We start from the raw sequence: 19,771 nt of genomic DNA, 5'->3' as shown, positions 1-19,771 counted from the left end.
CCTCTTTTGGGTGATACAGTTGACAGCAGCTATAAATCCCCAAAAGGTAAGTGGCGGCGCTTCGCGCCACCACTTACCTTTTGGGGATTGTTTATTTGATCGGAAGTTTTAGATGAGAAGGATGATCGGAACCGTAAAAAATTTGTTGTGTTGCTTCGACGAAATCGCTAACTATTGCTGTGGATGGGAGCTTTTGGGTATTAGAATGTCGTTCGATGATCGGAAAAGCCGAACTAGCGATCGCGATGCCAATTCGATGTCCTAGGGCGAAATTCTGACAGGTTGGACGTAGCGGAATGCGATATTCATGGACTACGTCAGGCTCGACCCACTCAGGCTTAGTCCAATCCCTGCGGAACTTCGCCCTCAATACACCCATCGACACCAGCATTTGCTTCCCATCGGGATAAATATCTAACAACTTCACTACCCAGTCGGTGTCTGGGGCAGAAGTAGCCGCATAAAGGATAAATTCGGGAACGCCAGCGATCGCTAAATCTTCCTCTAGGATTTCACTTTGATAAACCAACACATCCCACCGTTGATGCAAGTGACATTGGTTGTAAAACCCGTAGGGAGTTGAAGGATTGGGATTGCGAGGATCGTAGACGTAAATATCTGGTAATTGGTGATTGAGAGTTGGCGATAGACTTAGTTGTTTTTGGCAAGAAAGATAGAAGTTCTTGGTATGGGAATCCTTAGGGAATTCTGGCAGATCGAGCCAATGGTTTTTTCCCATTAGAAAAAGCTGCACGGGAGCGCGATCGCTAATACCGTTCTCAAGCCCCTTGAGCCAGAAATCGAACCAATCTACCTGCAATCGATCGATTTGGGAAACGGCTGCTTCACCAAAATCAATTTCCCCTACCTTGGGTAACCAAGGCAAATGTTGCCAAGGAGCAACTACTAAGTGCTGGGGTTTTCGGGTTGCCTTTTGGGCGTGATGATAGGTGTTAATCGTTGCTTCTATAAAAATATCTGCCCATCCTCCGATATGTAAGGCGGGTAAGTCAAAGCGATCGAAGTAACTGAGCGGATTGAGTTTTTGCCAATAGGGATCATCTGCCTGTTGGTTGCCGATCCAATCAAAAAAGAAGGAGCCAAAATCGCCAAATTCTTGATTTTTAAATAGTTCTATCGAGTTTAAGGGAACGCTCTCTAACCACTTTGCCATTTGCTTTTGGGCCGCAAAAAGTAGGGATGCTTGGGGTTCTTTTTTTAAATACCACGCGCGATTTTGGGCTAATTGCAAAGCCCAGCCTAAATCAAAATCCAAGCAGACCGCACCCCCAAAATAGAACCAACCATGATACAAGTCAGCGGTTGCCATGCTCGGACAGATCGTTACCAATCCTTGCGGCTGCATTACAGCAGCTTGAAATTGGGTTACGCCTTGATAGGAAAAGCCATACATCCCCACTTTGCCACTACTGCCTTCTAATTGATTGGCACACCATTCCACCGTGTCAAATCCATCTTCGTACTCATTTCTCAATGGATAGAACTCGCCTTCAGAAGTACCGCAACCCCTGACATCCTGAATGACCACGATATAGCCTTGGCTAGCATACCAACTGGGATGGGCGTAGGTGCAGGTGGAAGCGATCGCGCGACCGTAGGGCAGGCGCATTAATAGGACGGGTAAAGGCATATCGACATTCTTGGGGCGATAAATATCAGCCGTCAAATGAATGCGATCGCGCATGGGGATTTTGACCTGCCGCTGCACGTTAACCTGTGAATGGAAAGCAGTTAGTTTCGGGGGCATGGTATATCCTAGTCTTGTTGCCAGTCGGGAAATACTTTCCGAATTTCAATGAGCAGATCATCTAATTCCTCTAAAGCTTGGATCACATCAATGCTCAAGCTACCTAAATTATCATTAAGCGACAACTGTACTAATAGTTCGCGTTTGCTAGCGATCGCGACAAATCTTTCTTTGAATTTTTCTTTGATGGCTTCTGGATTGGACATATCGAGTTTTTGTAAATTTGCTTAGGCATTCTTGACAGTCATTTTAGCTCAAAAAAAGATGAGTGGCGGCGCAAAGCGCCGCCACTCATCTTTTTGGGTTTTATAGCTTTTGTGAATTAAAAACCAAACCCAGTGAGGGTTTTCAAAGCTCAAAATGGCTACACCATTTTGAGCTTTGGTATTACTCTATTTGCCTTGTAGTTGTTCTAACCGAGCCCTGAGAATTTCCTGCTGTTTCAATGATTCTTCCAGTTCGGCGCGGGCTGTGGCGACAACTTCAGGGGGCGCTTTTTTGATATAGCCTTCGTTATTCAATCGTCCTTGGCTGGAGGCGATCGCATTTTCTAGCTTTTTGAGCGCACGTTCTAGCTTGGCGACCAATTGCCCGATATCCACCACGCCGACAAGGGAAACGATCGCCTGTACGGTTCCCACCACGCCTGCGATCGCCTCTTCGGTGGCGGAGGCATCAACGGAGGCAACGATCGCTAAATCTGCCACCTTGGCTAGATCGAGAATGTAGCTTTGGCCTGCTTCCAGCAAAGCCCTTTCGCGATCGCTATCAGATTGGAGGATGACCTTAACCTTGACACTGGGTTTAATCTCCGCTTCAGCACGGAGATTGCGAATGGTACGGATCGTGCCGATTAATAATTGGAACTGCTCTTCTAGCTCTGGATCGATCGGTGCAGTATCAACTTCAGGGTAGAGCTGAATTGCCAAAACGGGGCGATCGCTGGAGGGCTCGCTCGTACCATAGGTGAGTAGCTGCCAAATTTCCTCCGTAACATGGGGCATAAATGGATGTAGTAAGCGTAGGATGCCGTCTAATACAAAAGCAAGGGTTTGCTGTACCGTAGCGCGAGAAATCGGATCGGCATCTTCTTGCAAACGGGACTTGACTAACTCGATGTACCAATCACAAAAATCACCCCAGAAGAATTCATACAGGCTTCTAGTCGCTTCTCCCATGCTATAGGCATCCAACTGCTCACGTACTTGTAATACGGTTTGGTGATAGCGCGATAAAATCCAGCGATCGGCTAGTTCTAAATTCTCTTGTATCCCTTCAGTGGTTTTCAAGCCGCTAAGATTCATCATCACAAATCGCGAGGCATTCCAAAGCTTGTTGGCGAAGTTGCGGGCGGTTTCTACAGTGGTGGATTCATCGGTTTTGCGATTGTAATCAAGACGAATATCTTGACCTGCACCAGTGACCTCTTTAACCAGAGAATAGCGCAGGGCATCAACACCATATTTGTCGATCAGAATCAAAGGATCGATGCCATTATTCTTAGTCTTAGACATCTTCTGATTGTTCTCATCGCGCACTAGTCCGTGAATGTAGACCGTGTGGAAAGGCATTTTACCCGTAAAATATCCTGCCATCATCGTCATCCGCGCTACCCAGAAGAAGATAATGTCAAACCCCGTTACCAGCACGCTAGTGGGGTAGAAAGTTTGGAAGTCCTGCGTCTCTTCTGGCCAACCCAAAGTGGAGAATGGCCATAAACCTGAAGAAAACCAAGTATCCAGTACATCGGGATCCTGCTCTAAGGTGATCTCTTCGCCAAATTTTTCTTTGGCTTGGGCATAGGCTTCGGCTTCGTTACGGGCAACAAAAATTGTGCCGTCGGGGGCATACCAAGCAGGGATCTGATGTCCCCACCATAATTGGCGGGAAATGCACCAATCCTTGAGACGAACCAACCAATCGCGATATACTTTGCCCCAGCGATCGGGGACGAATGTAGGCGAGTTATGCCGATCGAATTGTTCGAGGGCAAAATCCGATAAGGGCTTAATCTTGACGAACCATTGAATGGACAGCAATGGCTCCACGGGTACTTTGCCACGTTCGGAATGGGGAACGGTATGGGTATAGTCTTCGATTTTTTCTACCAATCCCAACCCATCCAGTTTGGCGACGATGTTCTTCCTTGCTACAAACCGATCTTGTCCTTGAAATTCTCCACCATTTTCATTGATGGATCCATCCTTATTGAGAATATTAACGAGGGGGAGATCATGGCGCTTGCCCATTTCAAAGTCGTTAGGATCGTGGGCAGGGGTGATTTTAACGCAGCCACTTCCGAATTCGCGATCGACATAGGCATCGGCAATAATGGGAATCTCCCGATTCACGATCGGTAACAGGATCGTTTTTCCAATCAGAGATTTATAGCGATCGTCCTCAGGATTTACGGCAACGGCGGTATCCCCTAACATGGTCTCAGGACGAGTAGTCGCTACCACCAGATGCCCCAAACCATCAGCTAAAGGATAGCGGAAATGCCAGAGATGTCCGTTGACTTCTTTGTTATCGACTTCGAGGTCAGAAACGGCGGATTGGGAAGCAGGACACCAGTTGACGAGATATTCACCGCGATAAATTAAGCCTGCTTCGTAGAGTTTGACAAAGGATTCTATAACGGCATGGGACAATCCTTCATCCATGGTGAAACGTTCGCGAGTCCAGTCAGCCGATACTCCTAGGCGGCGCAGTTGCGATACAATCGTGCCCCCCGATTGGGCTTTCCATTCCCAAGCCCGTTCGAGAAACTTTTCGCGACCAATTTCTTGATTGGTTTTTCCTTCTGCCTTGATTTGCTTGTCGAGAATAGTTTGTACAGCAATACTGGCGTGATCGGTTCCAGGTAGCCAGAGGGTATTAAACCCGCGCATCCGATGGTAGCGAATGAGAATGTCGATGAGCACTTCTTGAAAAGCATGTCCCATATGCAAACTGCCCGTAACGTTGGGCGGCGGAATCATAATGCAGTAGGGTTCTTTATCACTTTGACTAGCTGCTACAAATACGCCACTTTCCTCCCAATATTTTTGCCACTTAGCTTCAGATTCGAGAGGATTATATTGTTTTGGAAGTTCGGTCGTACTCATAGCAGGTTACTTAAAAATTGGGAAACTTAGTTGATGTTTATCTTCAGCTTATATTTTATAGTGTTTCTCCCGATTAGTTCCTTATTTGAGTACATTAGATGCCAGATAGACAATGTTTTTGAGCACAGTTTTTTGAGCACAGAGCACAACCCAAAAGATGAGGGGCGGTGCTTTGCGTCGCCCCTCATCTTTTATTTTCTCCCTTTTTATACCAATTCACGAAAGTGTGGCAACACTTTTGTGAATTAAAAACTAAGCCTAGTAAGGGTTTCCAAGTGAAGAAATGGCTACGCCATTTCTTCACTTGGGATAAAAGCTAAACCCAGAAGCGAGTACCGCCCGCGTAGCGGGCGGTACTCGCTTCTGGGTTTTCAGTTTACTTATACCCAGCTACTTATTAGCAAAAGGATTAGGTTTGATGCGGTGAATAATTAGTGATATAAATCTAAGTCAAATGCCACTAATTATTCGCTTAATCTTTGTGGCTTAATCGAGAATGGTGATACATAAGAACGGCGATCGCTATAAATAAGAATTAATGCGTTATGTGGAGATAACAATCATTGTGTACTCTTCGCAAAAAACTTGTTAAATTTGGCTTTTAGGGACATTCTATAGTTTTACTGTCTACACTAATAGTTTTACAAATTGAGATATATGCTTGTTAAACAGTCAGATTTTTAATAACATTTAATAAGGAATGAACTGGGTTTTAGGATACGGTGTATATCGATCTCAGGTGCCTTGTGGGAGCGCACTTAGAAGGGGGGCAATTCCACAAAGCCAAAAATCTACAAATGATTTAGGATTACTATATGCTTAAGATGCGTTAAACTAATGCTCCAATCCTCAACTCTATAAATTTCATGAGATGTTGGTAATACGGTACTATTGGTAGGAGTAATCACTTTGGAAGTCGCGCAAATGTTAGACTTGTATAGACAGGGACATCGTAACTTTTCCAATGTAGACATTAGTAATGGTCTATTGCGTAGTGTCAGCTTAATTGGTATTGATCTAAGGGGAGCTACTTTGAACAAGGCTGACTTGAGTAGCGCTAATTTAATTGATGCTAATTTAACTGGAGCAAATTTAATTGAAACAAATCTGAGGGGGGCAATGTTGAGAGGTGCTAACTTTGCCGATGCAGACTTGAGCTGGGCAAATTTAACTTGGTCAAACTCCTCTAATAGCCGATTTGTGCGTTCTAATCTCAGTGTTGCTAATTTTAGTGGGGCAAATTTAATTGAGGCGGATTTTACGGGAGCCATCTTGAAGGGAGCAAATCTTCGGGGCACAAATTTGCGCGGGGCGATGCTGAAAAATTTGCGAACCTGTGCTGATACTGATTTTACGGGGGTTCGTAATTTAGACGAGCGAATGCGTTTATACCTTTGTACGGTCGCTAGCGGTACGCATCCATTTACTAAAAATGACAGCCGCCAAACTTTAGGCTGTCCAATTTAATTCTATAGAGATAGGCGGCGCAAAGCACCGCCTATCTCTACCTCTTTTTGGATGTGGTGGTTAGGGCTGCTCGGTAAGTTGGAGTAAATAAGGAAAAGAGGTGTTTTCTTCGTAGGATCCGATCCACACCTCATAGGTTCCTTCGAGCCAGTCACCACTAATTTCTGGATTGCGATCGCTTACATCGTCACTACACCAGATCCCTCCAGGTCCGCGCACGAGCATAATCGTATCGCCAGAGCTTTTAACTTGCAGCTTAAGATAGCGAAATGCTTTTGTCAGTGTAATTTTATGATCTGGGGTCGAGTCAATAAATCCAATACATTCACCCGTTTCAGTTGTTTTTCGCTTTGAGGTTTTCTGAGTTTCGACCCCACCGCCACTAATGCCGCGCAATTCGATCGTCTTAGGTGCAAAGTTGGGGGCGATCGCAATATCTTCAAACATTTTGACAAAACTAGCCTTTTTGCTGGAGCTAATTTCGGGTTTCTCAGGTTGGACTATGGGGCGCGAAATTTCAATGCTTGTGCCTTGGTTGGTTTGCGATCGCACTGCCGTAGCCACAGCCAACATCGCGGTGGTTATAGCTGTAATGGTAATTAGCGATCGGGCTGCAAGTTTTCTCATGACACAAAGGTATGGTTTCTAAGAGATGGATTTTAGCATTAGCCACAACGGAAAACCAGATTCTTTTATAATCGAGCGAGAAGTTGTGATGGGAGCGAGGTGTTTAGCAATGACAGTAATCACTAAGGAATACCTTAAGCAAGAGTTGGACCAATTTAATGATCAACAACTAAAGCAAGTTGCAGATTTTATTGCTTTTATCAAGTTTCAAACGAGATGTAGTCAACCGACAGCTGATATTAGTCAGTTTGCTAATCTCTATCAAGAGTTCGCGCAGGAAGATCGAGAACTGGCTGAAGTAGGGATTTCTGAGTATGCGGAACTCTTGAGCAGTGAGGACAAAAATGAAAGTAGACCGTGGTGAAATCTGGTTAGCGACTCTCGATCCAACTCAAGGCTCAGAGCAAGCTGGCACTCGCCCAATTATCATTTTTCAAGAAAACACAATCTCTAAATTCACCAGCACTATCATCACAATTCCCCTCACAACTAACTTGCGGCGGGCGGCTCTGCCAACATGTTTGTTAATCTCTAGTGATCAGGGTGGCTTAAGTCAAGATTCAGTTGCACTCTGCCATCAACTTCGAGTACTTGATAAAACTCGATTGATTAAAAGATTAGGACAGTTAGACTCGGGGTTGATCGCTGATCTAGAAAGTATCGTTTTATTTACGCTTGGGTATAAAGTGTGAATCTATGCAGATTAGGCGATCGCCTTAGTGTTATATCGCTGTAGTCATAGCTGCAAAGGTAATCAGCGATCGCGCTGCAAATTTTCTCATGACACAAATATATTGGCTCTAAGACGTAGATTTTAGTATTCTCCACTATCGATTCCTGTAACTCGATGGCGTGCATTTTCAAAAATTCTGGAAGAAACTTCACAAATAGTAAGTATAGACTCAAGATAGAAAACTAAACTATCAGCATTTTTAACAGACGTAGAGTAGCTAGTATAGCTATGAATCCTGTCTAAGCTAGTTCTAGTTACATGAAATTGTTCAGGTAAATCACTAAAAATCATATCGCAAAACATTTGAAAGAATGGAGAGTCAGATATACTTCTATTAATGAAAATATCTACAATTAGCTTTGAACCAAGGAGTATTTTCACTAATTTTACTCTCCTAAATTTGAGCATTTAGAATTTGAAACTGTTTCGATAACAGTAGCTTGTTTCTCAGTACCCATAAGCTTTCTTAGGTCATTAATTGATTTTAGCTCTTTTTTCTCTACGTTGGATGTTATATTAAATCCTCTTGGCACACTAGTGATCGCACTAGCAACAGCATCAAGATAAGCATCCAACTCCATACCATGAGCCTTAGCAAATAACCTCAGCGTATCAATCTTTGTGCTGCCTTCACCCTGCTCAATCCGCCGCACCTGACGCTCAGATAAACCAATGATATCCGACTGACGGAGTTTATATTGCTTGCGTAAAGTGGCGATCGCCTTGCCAAAAACTTGATTATGCTCCGACTTAAGAGCTTCAAACTTTTGCTTCCATTCAGGATCGTTTGCAGAGCGCAAAGCTTCAAGATCGAGATGGATATCCGCATCTTGCCAATAGAGACAACTACCATCATCATCAATAGTAAAGTTACTACGATCTTTGATAGAAATACATTTTAATGCTGGTAAGGAATCAAAAGGAATTTCCAACTTCTCCATAGAACAGCTAAGAACTAATAAGCGATCACCAATTGCTATTGCATCAGCAATTAATTGTTCTTGCGCTCCCATAGTCCAAGCATTCATCACCCTTTTAGGCACAACAGAATTAGTATGAACCAGTGTATTTCGCATCACTCGGAGGTTGGCTCGATCAAACATTTGAGGCATCCAAGTGGGATCGATATCTTCTCTAATAAATAGCACCCGTAAGTGATGCTTCTGATTTGCCGATCGCACAATATCCGCAATCTCTTGTAAGCCAGTTGCAGAAGCTAAAACAAACAAATTTAGGGCTGATTCTAAACCCTGAGAGTCAGATGACTGTAGAACTTGCACTGACTTAGAACGGGTTACAAGATGTTTATTCTCACTATCTTGAACTAGAACAGTCATTGTCTGTTGGCTGGACATTACTGATCTTCCTTGATACATACTTTTTGCTCCCATTCGATGAGAAGCTTAGACCGATTTTCTAAAACGAGTTTCAAAATTTGTTTTTCGTCATTACCTGATATTTGAGGATTTGGAGGATATTTAGCCGTAAAAACTAAACCATTCTCTTTACTGCAAAGCAAAATATCAACGCGGATCTCCCATGCGCCTGCCTTACGGGCGTGAAAGTGTGGAGGTCTATGATCGTGAGAATTAAAAAAAAGATACAGACCATCTATTTGAGAGCATTAAACCTTACCCAAGTCCTGACCTAAATTTGATTTTGCAAGACAACTAAATATGAATATAAACCATACCAGACATTTTGCCAATAATATATGATAGCAATAATGTCTTGTCGAGTCATTGTTGGTATGGCGATAGGGTATTGGTTGGCTAATAGGGAATACTTGCTGAAACGTCTATTTCATACCGACAAAAAACGCAAATGCGAAGATCGCATTTTAACTGTCCAGCGCTGGCTAGCCCCAAATCATTTGCTTTATTCTTAAGTGCTAAGCCGCTTGCTCAGGCGTAAGTATAGACGCAAAGCAAACCCGCAAAGCCTTATAATATAAAGACACTTAGTAAGAATTGCCTAACAATCACACGGGGCAAGCACTGCCAAGCCATGCAAGGAGAAATTTAGTAGCCGTATGACTGATACCTTAGAAGATCGGATTATTCCCACAGACCTGCGCGGCGAAATGTCGCGATCGTACTTGGAATATGCCATGAGCGTGATCGTCGGTCGCGCCCTGCCCGATGCCCGTGATGGGCTCAAACCTGTACATCGTCGCATTCTCTACGCTATGCACGAGTTGGGTATGACTGCCGATCGCCCCTTTCGGAAATGCGCCCGTGTGGTCGGTGACGTAATTGGTAAATATCACCCCCATGGTGACACCGCCGTATACGAAGCATTGGTGAGGATGGCGCAGGACTTTTCGATGCGCGATCGCTTGGTCGATGGTCACGGTAACTTTGGCTCCGTCGATAACGACCCCGCCGCCGCAATGCGATATACCGAATGTCGATTGACCCGTATTTCTCAAGTCGGGTTGATTCAGGATATCGAGCGGGAGACGGTCAACTTTGGCGATAACTATGACGGCTCGCAACAGGAGCCTTTGGTATTGCCCGCCAGAATTCCGCAGCTATTACTTAATGGCTCCTCAGGTATTGCCGTAGGGATGGCGACTAACATTCCCCCCCACAATCTAGGTGAACTGGTGGATGGCTTAGTGGCACTGATTGCCAATCCATCCCTAACGGATTTGGAATTAATGCATTACATCCCTGGCCCTGACTTCCCGACGGGAGCCTTGATTTTGGGAACCGATGGCGCACGCGAAACCTACACCACAGGACGGGGCTCCGTTACCATGCGTGCCGTGGCGGATTTTGAAACAATTTCAGTTGCGGGAAGGCAGGATCGCGAGGCGATTATCATTACGGAAATGCCTTACCAAACCAACAAGGCAGCCCTGATCGAACGCATCGCGGAAATGGTCAATGAGAAGAAAATTGATGGCATTTCCGATATTCGGGATGAAAGCGATCGCGATGGTATGCGGTTAGTCATCGAACTCAAGCGTGATGCCTATCCTCGCGTAGTTCTGAATAATCTTTATAAATCTACACCTCTCCAATCGAACTTTAGCTGCAATATGCTTGCTCTCGTCGATGGGGAGCCGATCACCTTGACGCTACGTCATGCGCTGCAAGTATTTTTAGACTTCCGCTATGAAGTGATTACCCGCCGCACGCAGTACGAACTCCGTAAGGCTGAAGAACGCGATCATCTATTGCAAGGTTTGCTGATAGCGCTTAATCACTTGGATGCTGTCATTGCACTGATTCGGGCTGCTGAGGATAGTAGTACGGCGAAGGCGGGCTTGATCGAGACCTATGGATTAACAGAAGCCCAAGCCGATGCGATTTTACAAATGCAACTGCGCCGCCTCACAGCTCAGGATGCCGATAAAATTAATGACGAGCATAATCAGTTAGTCGAGAAGATTGCGGATCTACAACATATTCTGCAAAATCGCGATCGCATTCTCACGATTACCCGTGAAGAATTAGAAGCCATCAAAGCCGAATTCACCACTCCGCGACGCTCACGCATTCTTCCCAATGAAGGCGATATCGATACTGCCGATTTAATTGCCAATCGTGAAACGATTGTGATGGTGACGGAGCAAGGCTATGTGAAAAGGATGCCCGTCGATACCTTTACAGCGCAGCATCGTGCTACGCGCGGCAAGGCAAGTGCGAACGTCAAGGATGATGATGCGATCGCCCATTTCTTTGCCTGTCGCAGTCATGACAAGGTGCTATTCTTTACCGATCGCGGTAAAGTCTATGGGGTCAAGGCTTACGAAGTGCCAGAATCGGGACGGGCTGCTCGCGGTACGGCTGTCGTCCAACTACTGCCGATCGCTGCCGATGAGAAAATTACGACGGTATTGCCCATCAGCGATTTTAATGAAGATGAATATCTCGTCATGCTGACAGCGGGTGGTTATATCAAAAAGACCAAGCTGCCTGCATTTGCCAATATTCGTTCCAATGGGCTCATTGCGATCGCCCTTGAAGAAGGCGATCTCTTGCGTTGGGTCAGAAGAGCTAAAGCCGATAACACTATTATTGTCGGTTCGCGGCAAGGCATGTCGATCCGCTTCCGTACCGACCATGAGCAGTTGCGTCCGATGGGACGCGATACTCGCGGCGTGCGATCGATGCGGCTGACAGGTGACGACCTCATCGTGAGTATGGACATTCTCCCCGCAGGTTTAGCGGAAATTGAGGCGGATGAATCCGAAGAAGAAATCGATCTCACTGCAACGGTATCAGAAGATGAGAATCTAGAAGCCGAGACTGGCAACGATAAGGCTCAAGGTCCTTGGGTACTAGTTGTCACGAGAGGCGGCTATGGTAAGCGCGTTCCCGTCAGTCAATTCCGCATTCAGAAGCGGGCTGGGAAAGGGCTACGGGTCACCAAATTCAAATCTGGTCAGGATCAACTGGCTTCCCTTTGCTTGGTTGATGAACAAAATGAGCTGATGATCGTGACGAGTCGAGGGATTGTCATGCGCCAATCTACCGATGCGATCGCTTGCCAATCTCGGACAGCCAGAGGTGTCCGCCTGCAAAGACTGGATGCATCGGATGCGATCGTGGGGGCAACTCTAGTCCCGCCAGCTCTAGAAGAGGAGCATGATGAAGTGGAAATTCAAAGCGCTGTAGATGTCGTAAATACCGTGGATACTTCTATCTCACAAAACACCGATATTCTAGAGTCAGAAACTTCTAACGATGAGCCTGAAATGTCTTGATGTAGACTAATAAGAGAAAGGCGGCGCGTAGCGCCGCCTTTCTCTTATTAAGCTTGTTTATTCAAAGGATAGAACTTGACCTTAAGCCCATCCTTAGGACGAAGAGTGGGAATGGGAAAGGGCTCAAGATTTTGAGAAGGTAAAATTTCCCATTGATAATTGCGTAATAGATTGGCGGCGATAATTTTCATCTCTAGTTTGGCAAAGGCAAGACCGACGCAAATCCTTGGACCACCACCAAACCCAATCAAACTAAAGGGTTTTTGTTTGTGTTCTTGGCGATCGGGGCTAAAGCGATCGGGATCGAATTGGTCGGGATTGGGATAGATATTTGCCTCTGTATGGGTAACCATGATCGAATAGATGGCAAGCCAACCTTTGGGTACGTGATAGCCTTGAAACTCAAAGGGTTTGACTACGCCGCGAAAACCACCTGCCACTGGTGGACGCAAGCGCTCGATTTCTTGAAAAATTTGGTCGAGATAGGGCATTTTACCTAACTGGTCGAGAGTTAGTTGTCCCGTATGGGCTAATTCGCGTTGCTCCTGTCGCGCCAGTTCTAAAACTTCAGGATGGCGGCCTAATTCCAGACAAAACCAAGTCAACATTGAGGTGGTGGTTTCATGTCCTGCAAACAGCATTAACATTGCTTGGGCTTTCAATTCTTCTAAACTGAAACGTCCACCATCTTCATCTTGGGCTTGGGCTAACATACTCAACACATCATTGGTTGGATTTTGCTGGCGTTGGCGTACGACTTGAGTAATATGTTGTAAAAGGCGATCGCGGGCGGCGATCGCTTTCCCTAGGGCGGTAAATGGTAAGGGGAAAGGCGCGATCGCGAAGAAGCCATTCGTTAGGGTGGAGAATAACTTACTCAATCTTTCTACGTCATCTTCTGCCTTTGCGCCAATTAAAAGTTGACTGGCAATCTCAAAGGTAAGCTGTTTGAATTCATCAAACCAATTGAATTCCCCCTTAGTTTCCCATTTATGCAGATACCGCTGCGAGATCTCTGCCATCGTGGCAAAGTAACCATTTAAGGCTTGTCCGTGAAATGCTGGCATCATCAGTCGTCGGTTGCGGCGATGTTCTTCTCCATCCTGCAAAAAGAGTGATTCTCCCAAAAGTATCTTAAAATTATCGGGCCATCCTTCCTTCCATGAGAAGCATTCCATGTGACTGGATAGTAGAAATTCGGCAGCTTCGGAGCCGATCATATACACGGTTGGTCTGCCCAGAATGCTGGTTTTAGATATAGCACCATACTTGGCATATTGCTTGTCAACAAATTTACGGTCAAAGAGGAACTGTAAGGTTTGTCCGATAATTGGTAGTCCAAACTTTCCAGGCGGTAGATTCATCTGTTTGAATTGGGAATGATGGAGATGTTTTTATTATAAGTAGCTGGGCATAATTAAAAACCAGAATCATAGCTCGTAACGCTCGCTTAGCGAGCGTTACGAGCTTCTAGGGCTTAACTTGCCGTTTGTAATTGCTGGATAGTAAGCACTAATTGTCTTAGCTTAACTGGTTTAGCTAGGTACTCAGTCGCTCCTGCGGCGATACATTTTTCCCGATCGCCTTGCATGGTTAAGGCAGTTAAAGCAATAATTGGTTGATTGGCAAGACTGGGGATTTGACGCATTTGTTTGATGGTTTCGAGCCCGTTCGTGCCTGGCATTTGGATATCCATCAAAATCAGATCGGGAGCCTGTAACTGTGCGAGGGTGATTGATTCTTCCCCATTGGTTGCCAAGATCATGTCGTAACCTTTAGCGGATAAGTAGCTCGCAACGGTCATTAGATTCGCTTCATTATCATCCACTAGTAAGATTTTAAAGGGATTTTTGAATTCCGAGCCATTCTCATCTGTGGCTGTAAGAGCTTCGGGCTGAGTTTCGGGGGCGGGAGAGGCAATTTGACAGTCAGCACAGGGAAGCGTAATCGTAAAGCTACTGCCCACCCCCACTTCGCTAACCAAGCTTACCTGCCCACCATGCAATTCCACGATTCGTTTGACTAGGGATAGCCCCAATCCCGTGCCTTCGTATTGGCGATTAAGGGCACTATCAATTTGGATGAAAGGCTGAAATAGTTTATCAATATTTTCAGGGGAAATCCCGATACCCGTATCGATTACCTTGATTTGCAGATACTTTTGAAGGGAAGGAACTTCTACTGTTTGGTCGGAATGGTTGAGGGTTGCCTGTTGGCGATCGCTAACTTCTAGGACGATCCTTCCTCCTTCGGGGGTAAACTTAACGGCGTTACTCAGCAGATTGATTAAAACTTGAAGAATACGCCGTTCGTCGATCGATACATTGGGTAAATCTGGAGAGATTTTTGTTTCTATTTGGATGTGTTTTTTGTGGGATTGCTGTTTGATAAAGGCAAGACTTGATTGGCAGAGAACTTCAATATTGCTAGAAGCCAGATCTAGTTCGACCTGCCCCGATTCAATTTTAGCCAGATCGAGGATGTCATTAATTAATTTAAGTAAATGAAAACCGCTATTTTCGATGAGTTTTAAGGATTTTTTTTGATTCTCATTGATACTGCCAAATACTTCTTCTTGGAGAGATTCGGTCATGCCGAGGATGGCGTTGAGAGGGGTACGCAGTTCGTGACTCATGTTCGCGAGAAATTCATCTTTGAGTCTGGTGGCGATCGCTAGTTCGGCGTTAGTTTGCTTGAGCTGAGTTTCGTACTGCTTGCGATCGCTAATATCGATAACCACGCAAATAGTCTGATTTTCCGTGCCAGGAAGAAAAGCCGCACCAATTAACACGGGAATGCGACTACCATCTTTGCGATAGTATTCTTTCTCCCAAGGATGGATAAAACCATGTTCCATTAGCTTGCCCATGGCGGCATAGTCAGCTGGGACATGTTCGGGGGGAGTGAGGTTATGCCAAAATATTTTTCCCGTATTAAATTCTTCTCGGCTGTAGCCAATCATTTGTAAAAAGCGATCGTTAGCATCGAGGATATTGCCATCAAAGTCCGCAAACAACATGCCGACCACATTAGAGTCAAACATGCGACGGAATCGGATTTCGCTCTCTTGCAAAGCTTGGGTACGACGCTCGACACGAATTTCCAAATCCTGATTGAGTCGGTATAGCGCTTCGGTAGCCGCTTTACGTTCCAATTCCGCCGCAACCCGCGCTCCAAAAATTCTTAAAATAGCGATCGATTCATTGTATTTAGACTTATCGAGGGGTTGGGTGTCAATAATGCAAAGATTGCCGATCACATTTCCTAAATTGTCTTTTAACGCAATGCCCAAATAGCTATCGGCTTGCATCTCTGCTAAATAGGGATCGTTGAAAAAATAAGTTTGTAATTGACTTTCACAGTAAAATTCTCCATCCTTTAGGACATATTCGCAGGGAGTATCCCTCACGGGGTAGGCAATAGATGGTTGCAAACTTCCCTTAGCCCAGAAACTTAAGGTATGGAGATGATCGCCAATTAACTCGGTAACACTCACAAAGGGAATGGCTAAAGCTTCAGCAATATGGCTCACTACCGCAGGGAAAAATTCAAGCCCAGTGAGAGCCGCAGTTCCCTCTACTAACTTCTGAAGGGTTAATTCGGCTTTACGGCGATCGCTAATATCGGTAATCGTGCCTACATAGCCAAAAATTTGCCCACTGAGATCAGTTTCTGCTAGCGATTGTCCGAGTACCCATGAGGTGCTACCATCTTTTCGCAAAAATCGATATTCCAACTTAAAGGGACGGTTTTGTTGGGCTGAGAGATACCATTCGTTATTGATTTTATCGCGATCATCTGGGTGTAAAGCGGTTGTCCAACCTTCGCCAAGCGCTTCTTCTAGACTCAATCCCGCAATCTCGCTCCACCGCTCATTCACATATATACAATTCCCATTCTTATCTGTCCTAAAGATCCCCACGGGTACTACGGTCGCTAGGGTTTTAAATCGTCTTTCACTTTCTTGTAACGAATTAGTAGCTTCTTTACGGGCTGTAATATCATGGCTGATAACGACTATTTTCCTAACTTCGCCATCTTCATCAAATATTGGCGTTTTAATCGTGCTCATCAGCCTGACTGAACCATCTCGGCGAGTTGCAGATTCTTCGGAAATATGCAATGTTTGTCCAGTGCTAAATACAAAGTTATCATCGCAAATATATTGGCGAGTATCAAAGGGAAAGTTGAATTGGGTCTCAATATTCTCTTTTAAGCATTCTAAGGAAATTCCATAAAAGTCTCGAAAGGTCTTGTTCCCCCAAACTACACGCGAGCCAGATTCCTTGACCAAAATTAGATCGGGAATCGAGTCAAGAATTTGTTGATAGCGATCTTCGCGATCGCGCAGATTTTTCTCTGCTGCGATTCGTTCCTGTAGCTCGATATTTAATGCTTGGTTCTGCTCCTGTAATTTTACGATGGTTTGATGGGAGCTAATGGTCGCCTTGATGATTGCGGGAAGCATTTTGAGATAGTAGCGATCGCTATCTCTAATGAGATAATTCGCAGATCCTTGTGCGATTAACTTGGTGGCGGTTTCTTCTTCCCCGTTAGTTATAGTAATAATGCATGGGCAATTAATGTTTTGCAGGATTGGTAATAATTGGCTTGCCTCGCCATCTCTTAGTTGGGATTTGACTATGGCGATCGCAAATTCATGCTGAGAGAGAATAGCGATCGCTTCCGTGAAAGAAGCTGCCATAACATAGTCATAAAAAAGTCCCACCTGTTCTGAAGCTTGCACAAAAAACAAGCGATCGTCTAGATCGTCTTCAACCAGCAAAATCTTAGTTGTAGGAATATTGCTGCGCTTGAGATTGCCAATGTTTTTCATATAATGGAAAGATTTAGACAAACAAATCAGTCTTTGTCTCAGGATTTATTCGGGTGATTGGAAATACTGAAAAACATTCAATAATTAGGTAATACCAAATTAGAAACAAGTAGAAATAAGTATTATCTACTTGTAAGTAAGTGGGCTTAATTAAATATAAAACCCTAAAACCTGTGGCGCACGCTGTGCGTGCGTCGCAGATTTTATATCTAGATTTTAATTATGCTGAGGTACTTAATTACCTATTTTTATATTACAGGAAATAATTATTTTAGCTGTAAATATTACTATAATTTGTATCGCCTTCTTGGTGATGAATCATAAATGAATTCAAAGCCTAAATAAAAGCTTAAAGCCCTTTACCAATATTGCTTGACTCAGTAAAGTTCTTTAAGCTTTACTCTTTAATTAAGTATCTGGGCATAATTAAAACCCAGAATCAAAACCTGTAGTGCAAGCTGAGCTTGCGCTACAGGTTTTAGGGTTTTATATTTATTTATATTTAATTGTGCCCAGCTACTTATATAAAATCATAAATATTGCAGTCCGAAATTAAATCTAAACCCTTTTGTGGGTTCATGATTTTTACGGTAGGATGACATTTTTAAGCAAAATCTACGATCAAAAAATCAGGATTTCTATAGCAATAATCTAAAATATCTAGATATTTATTTGATTACGAATTTGCTGGCGCAGTAATTTCCCAGATGCAGTTTTTGGTAAAGATTTCCAAACATAAATTTCTTTAGGTAGTTTATATCGTGCCAGAGACTTTTGTTCGCAAAAATCTCTGATTTCTGTTAATGTCAGTTGATTGTTATTGTGATTAGTGACTAATATAGCCGCGACAAATTCCCCCCATTCACGATCTAATATACCCACCACGCAGGCTTCAGCGATCGCAGGATGAGATAATAAAATTGTCTCGATTTCTGTCGGATAAATATTTTCGCCACCACTGATAATTAGATCGGAACGACGGCTGACAACATAGAGATATCCATCCCTATCGAGATAGCCCATATCACCTGTATGTAACCATCCATCGGCAATCCCTTGGAATTGAGATTGCTGGCGATCAGTACGATCAGTATGATCAGTATGTAGATATCCCGACATAACGCTTGCCCCTTGAACTAAAATTTGTCCGATTTCGCCAGAGGGAAGTTCGCGTTGAGCGTCATCGAGATCGACTATCCGCAAACTATTGCCCAATAGCGGTAATCCTGACGATCCCTGCTTGAGAGCGATTTCCTCCGTGCGTAGCGTGGTGATTTGCGAGGCAGTTTCGGTCATGCCATAGGTGGGCATAATCGGTAAATTTAATTGCTGGCCGTGAGCTATTAGTTCGGGACTTGCAGGTGCGCCACCCAACAAAATGCCGCGCAGTTGTTGTAAATTTTGCCAAAGAGAATGCTCTAACAGCCTTGTGAGCATGGTTGGCACTAGAGAAATAAGTGTTACCCGTTCGGAGGCGATCGCTTCTAGCACCTCCCTCTCGTCAAATTTCGGTAATAGCGTTAACTTAGTTCCATAGATCGCGCTTCGCCAGATGATCGCCAATCCCCCCACATGAAACATTGGCATACATAGCAACCAGTTATCATCGGACTGCAATCCTAGATTTAACGCAGAAGCGATCGCGCTATGGAAGTGATTGCCATAGGTTAATGGTACGCCCTTGGGTTTACCCGTCGTTCCCGAAGTATAAAAAATTCCTTGGAGATTTTCCAGATTGATACTTTCACTACCAAACTGTCTCTTTTCTAATGGATTGCAACGATCTCTAAATAGAGAATTTAGGGATGAGTAATCTATGTCTGAAATGTCTGAATAACTAACTTTAATGGGATTCTCAAATTCTAAATTCTTAAATTCTAAATTCTTAAATTCTAAATCCTTAAATTCTTGAGTAGTCGATCGCGTAAATTGGTCATATAGCAAATAACTGACCTGACTATCTTCTATTTGCCAGCTTATTTCTTTAGCCGTAAGTCGAATATTGAGAAAGACTGCCACGGCTTCGCATCTAGTCATGGCATGGACGAGTGTAATATATCGAGGCTGGTTTGCGAGTAATAGACCAACGCGATCGCCCGATCTAATTCCCCATGCTTGCAGTTGGGCTACCCATAGATTGACTTCATCCTCTAATTGAGCGTATGTCCAAGTGTTTGCCGTTAGATTAACCCCGTCTCTGAAGCTCAAAGCGATCGCGTCTTTCTTCTGAACGGCTCGTTGTGATAGCCAATTGGGGGATTTCATAAAAATTTTGCCAGTAGTTTGAAATTTATGACTATCCTAAGTAGCTAGGCATAAGTAAACTTAAAACCCAGAAGAGTATACCCGCCCGCCTAGCGGGCGGTATGCTCTCTGGTTTTGTCTTTTAATTATGCCTAGCTACTTAGTAAGTAATTCGGTATAAGTAGCTGGGTACAATTAAATATCGCCAGCCACTTACAGCAATTATCGATCAAACGAACCACAAGGAAATTTTTGAAAGCGTTGCTTCGCA

The 19,771-nt window shown here is 44.3% G+C and carries 13 protein-coding genes; 4 read left to right on the top strand and 9 right to left on the bottom strand.

What is annotated here, in order from left to right:
- Positions 1 to 91: 91 nt before the first annotated feature.
- The 3 genes from PSE7429_RS12380 to PSE7429_RS12370 form a co-directional block, all read right to left on the bottom strand.
- Positions 92 to 1,768 carry a CocE/NonD family hydrolase gene (locus PSE7429_RS12380; RefSeq protein ID WP_009627542.1) on the bottom strand — a complete coding sequence of 559 codons (1,677 nt, stop codon included), beginning with the start codon at positions 1,766 to 1,768 and terminating at the stop codon, positions 92 to 94.
- 8 nt (positions 1,769 to 1,776) lie between these two features.
- Positions 1,777 to 1,974, bottom strand: coding sequence for a hypothetical protein (locus PSE7429_RS12375; protein ID WP_009627541.1), 198 nt, complete (start codon positions 1,972 to 1,974; stop codon positions 1,777 to 1,779).
- Between the two features lie 186 nt (positions 1,975 to 2,160).
- Complete coding sequence (locus PSE7429_RS12370) at positions 2,161 to 4,875, bottom strand: valine--tRNA ligase (protein ID WP_009627540.1); 2,715 nt, start codon at positions 4,873 to 4,875, stop codon at positions 2,161 to 2,163.
- A gap of 924 nt (positions 4,876 to 5,799) precedes the next feature.
- Between PSE7429_RS12370 and PSE7429_RS12365 the strand changes: the two genes are divergently transcribed.
- Entirely contained in the window at positions 5,800 to 6,342 is a 543-nt protein-coding gene (locus tag PSE7429_RS12365) for a pentapeptide repeat-containing protein (RefSeq protein ID WP_009627539.1), read from the top strand.
- A 60-nt stretch (positions 6,343 to 6,402) separates the two neighbouring features.
- Here the strand turns inward: PSE7429_RS12365 and PSE7429_RS12360 are convergent, their stop codons facing one another.
- Positions 6,403 to 6,969 carry a hypothetical protein gene (locus PSE7429_RS12360; RefSeq protein WP_009627538.1) on the bottom strand — a complete coding sequence of 189 codons (567 nt, stop codon included), beginning with the start codon at positions 6,967 to 6,969 and terminating at the stop codon, positions 6,403 to 6,405.
- Positions 6,970 to 7,078: 109 nt separating this feature from the next.
- Here PSE7429_RS12360 and PSE7429_RS12355 point away from each other — a divergent pair, with 109 nt between their 5' ends.
- Both PSE7429_RS12355 and PSE7429_RS12350 read left to right on the top strand, forming a co-directional pair.
- Positions 7,079 to 7,333 (top strand): hypothetical protein, encoded by a 255-nt coding sequence (locus tag PSE7429_RS12355; RefSeq protein WP_009627537.1) that lies wholly within the window; start codon positions 7,079 to 7,081, stop codon positions 7,331 to 7,333.
- Complete coding sequence (locus PSE7429_RS12350; protein ID WP_009627536.1) at positions 7,314 to 7,661, top strand: type II toxin-antitoxin system PemK/MazF family toxin; 348 nt, start codon at positions 7,314 to 7,316, stop codon at positions 7,659 to 7,661. The genes PSE7429_RS12355 and PSE7429_RS12350 overlap by 20 nt, the downstream gene beginning before the upstream one ends.
- A gap of 427 nt (positions 7,662 to 8,088) precedes the next feature.
- On the opposite strand, the gene PSE7429_RS12345 is transcribed toward PSE7429_RS12350, so the two are convergent.
- On the bottom strand, positions 8,089 to 9,057 hold the full coding sequence (locus PSE7429_RS12345) for a DUF2442 domain-containing protein (RefSeq protein WP_071590145.1): 969 nt from the start codon (positions 9,055 to 9,057) through the stop codon (positions 8,089 to 8,091).
- Positions 9,057 to 9,308, bottom strand: coding sequence for a DUF4160 domain-containing protein (locus PSE7429_RS27985; RefSeq protein ID WP_277909239.1), 252 nt, complete (start codon positions 9,306 to 9,308; stop codon positions 9,057 to 9,059). The genes PSE7429_RS12345 and PSE7429_RS27985 overlap by 1 nt, the downstream gene beginning before the upstream one ends.
- A gap of 426 nt (positions 9,309 to 9,734) precedes the next feature.
- On the opposite strand from PSE7429_RS27985, the gene gyrA reads away from it, so the two are divergent.
- Entirely contained in the window at positions 9,735 to 12,419 is a 2,685-nt protein-coding gene (gyrA, locus tag PSE7429_RS12335; RefSeq protein WP_009627533.1) for a DNA gyrase subunit A, read from the top strand.
- A 47-nt stretch (positions 12,420 to 12,466) separates the two neighbouring features.
- Here the strand turns inward: gyrA and PSE7429_RS12330 are convergent, their stop codons facing one another.
- From PSE7429_RS12330 to menE, 3 genes are all read right to left on the bottom strand, one after another.
- The gene (locus tag PSE7429_RS12330; protein WP_009627532.1) at positions 12,467 to 13,783 is read right to left on the bottom strand and encodes a cytochrome P450; all 1,317 of its coding nucleotides are present in this window, start codon (positions 13,781 to 13,783) and stop codon (positions 12,467 to 12,469) included.
- A gap of 113 nt (positions 13,784 to 13,896) precedes the next feature.
- The gene (locus PSE7429_RS26745; RefSeq protein WP_009627531.1) at positions 13,897 to 17,256 is read right to left on the bottom strand and encodes a PAS domain S-box protein; all 3,360 of its coding nucleotides are present in this window, start codon (positions 17,254 to 17,256) and stop codon (positions 13,897 to 13,899) included.
- A 660-nt stretch (positions 17,257 to 17,916) separates the two neighbouring features.
- Positions 17,917 to 19,521 carry an o-succinylbenzoate--CoA ligase gene (menE, locus tag PSE7429_RS12320; RefSeq protein WP_009627530.1) on the bottom strand — a complete coding sequence of 535 codons (1,605 nt, stop codon included), beginning with the start codon at positions 19,519 to 19,521 and terminating at the stop codon, positions 17,917 to 17,919.
- Positions 19,522 to 19,771: the final 250 nt, after the last annotated feature.

The sequence above is a fragment of the Pseudanabaena biceps PCC 7429 genome, assembly GCF_000332215.1.
Classification (GTDB): Bacteria; Cyanobacteriota; Cyanobacteriia; order Pseudanabaenales; family Pseudanabaenaceae; genus Pseudanabaena; species Pseudanabaena biceps.
This window is presented reverse-complemented; position numbering and strand designations above follow the sequence as displayed.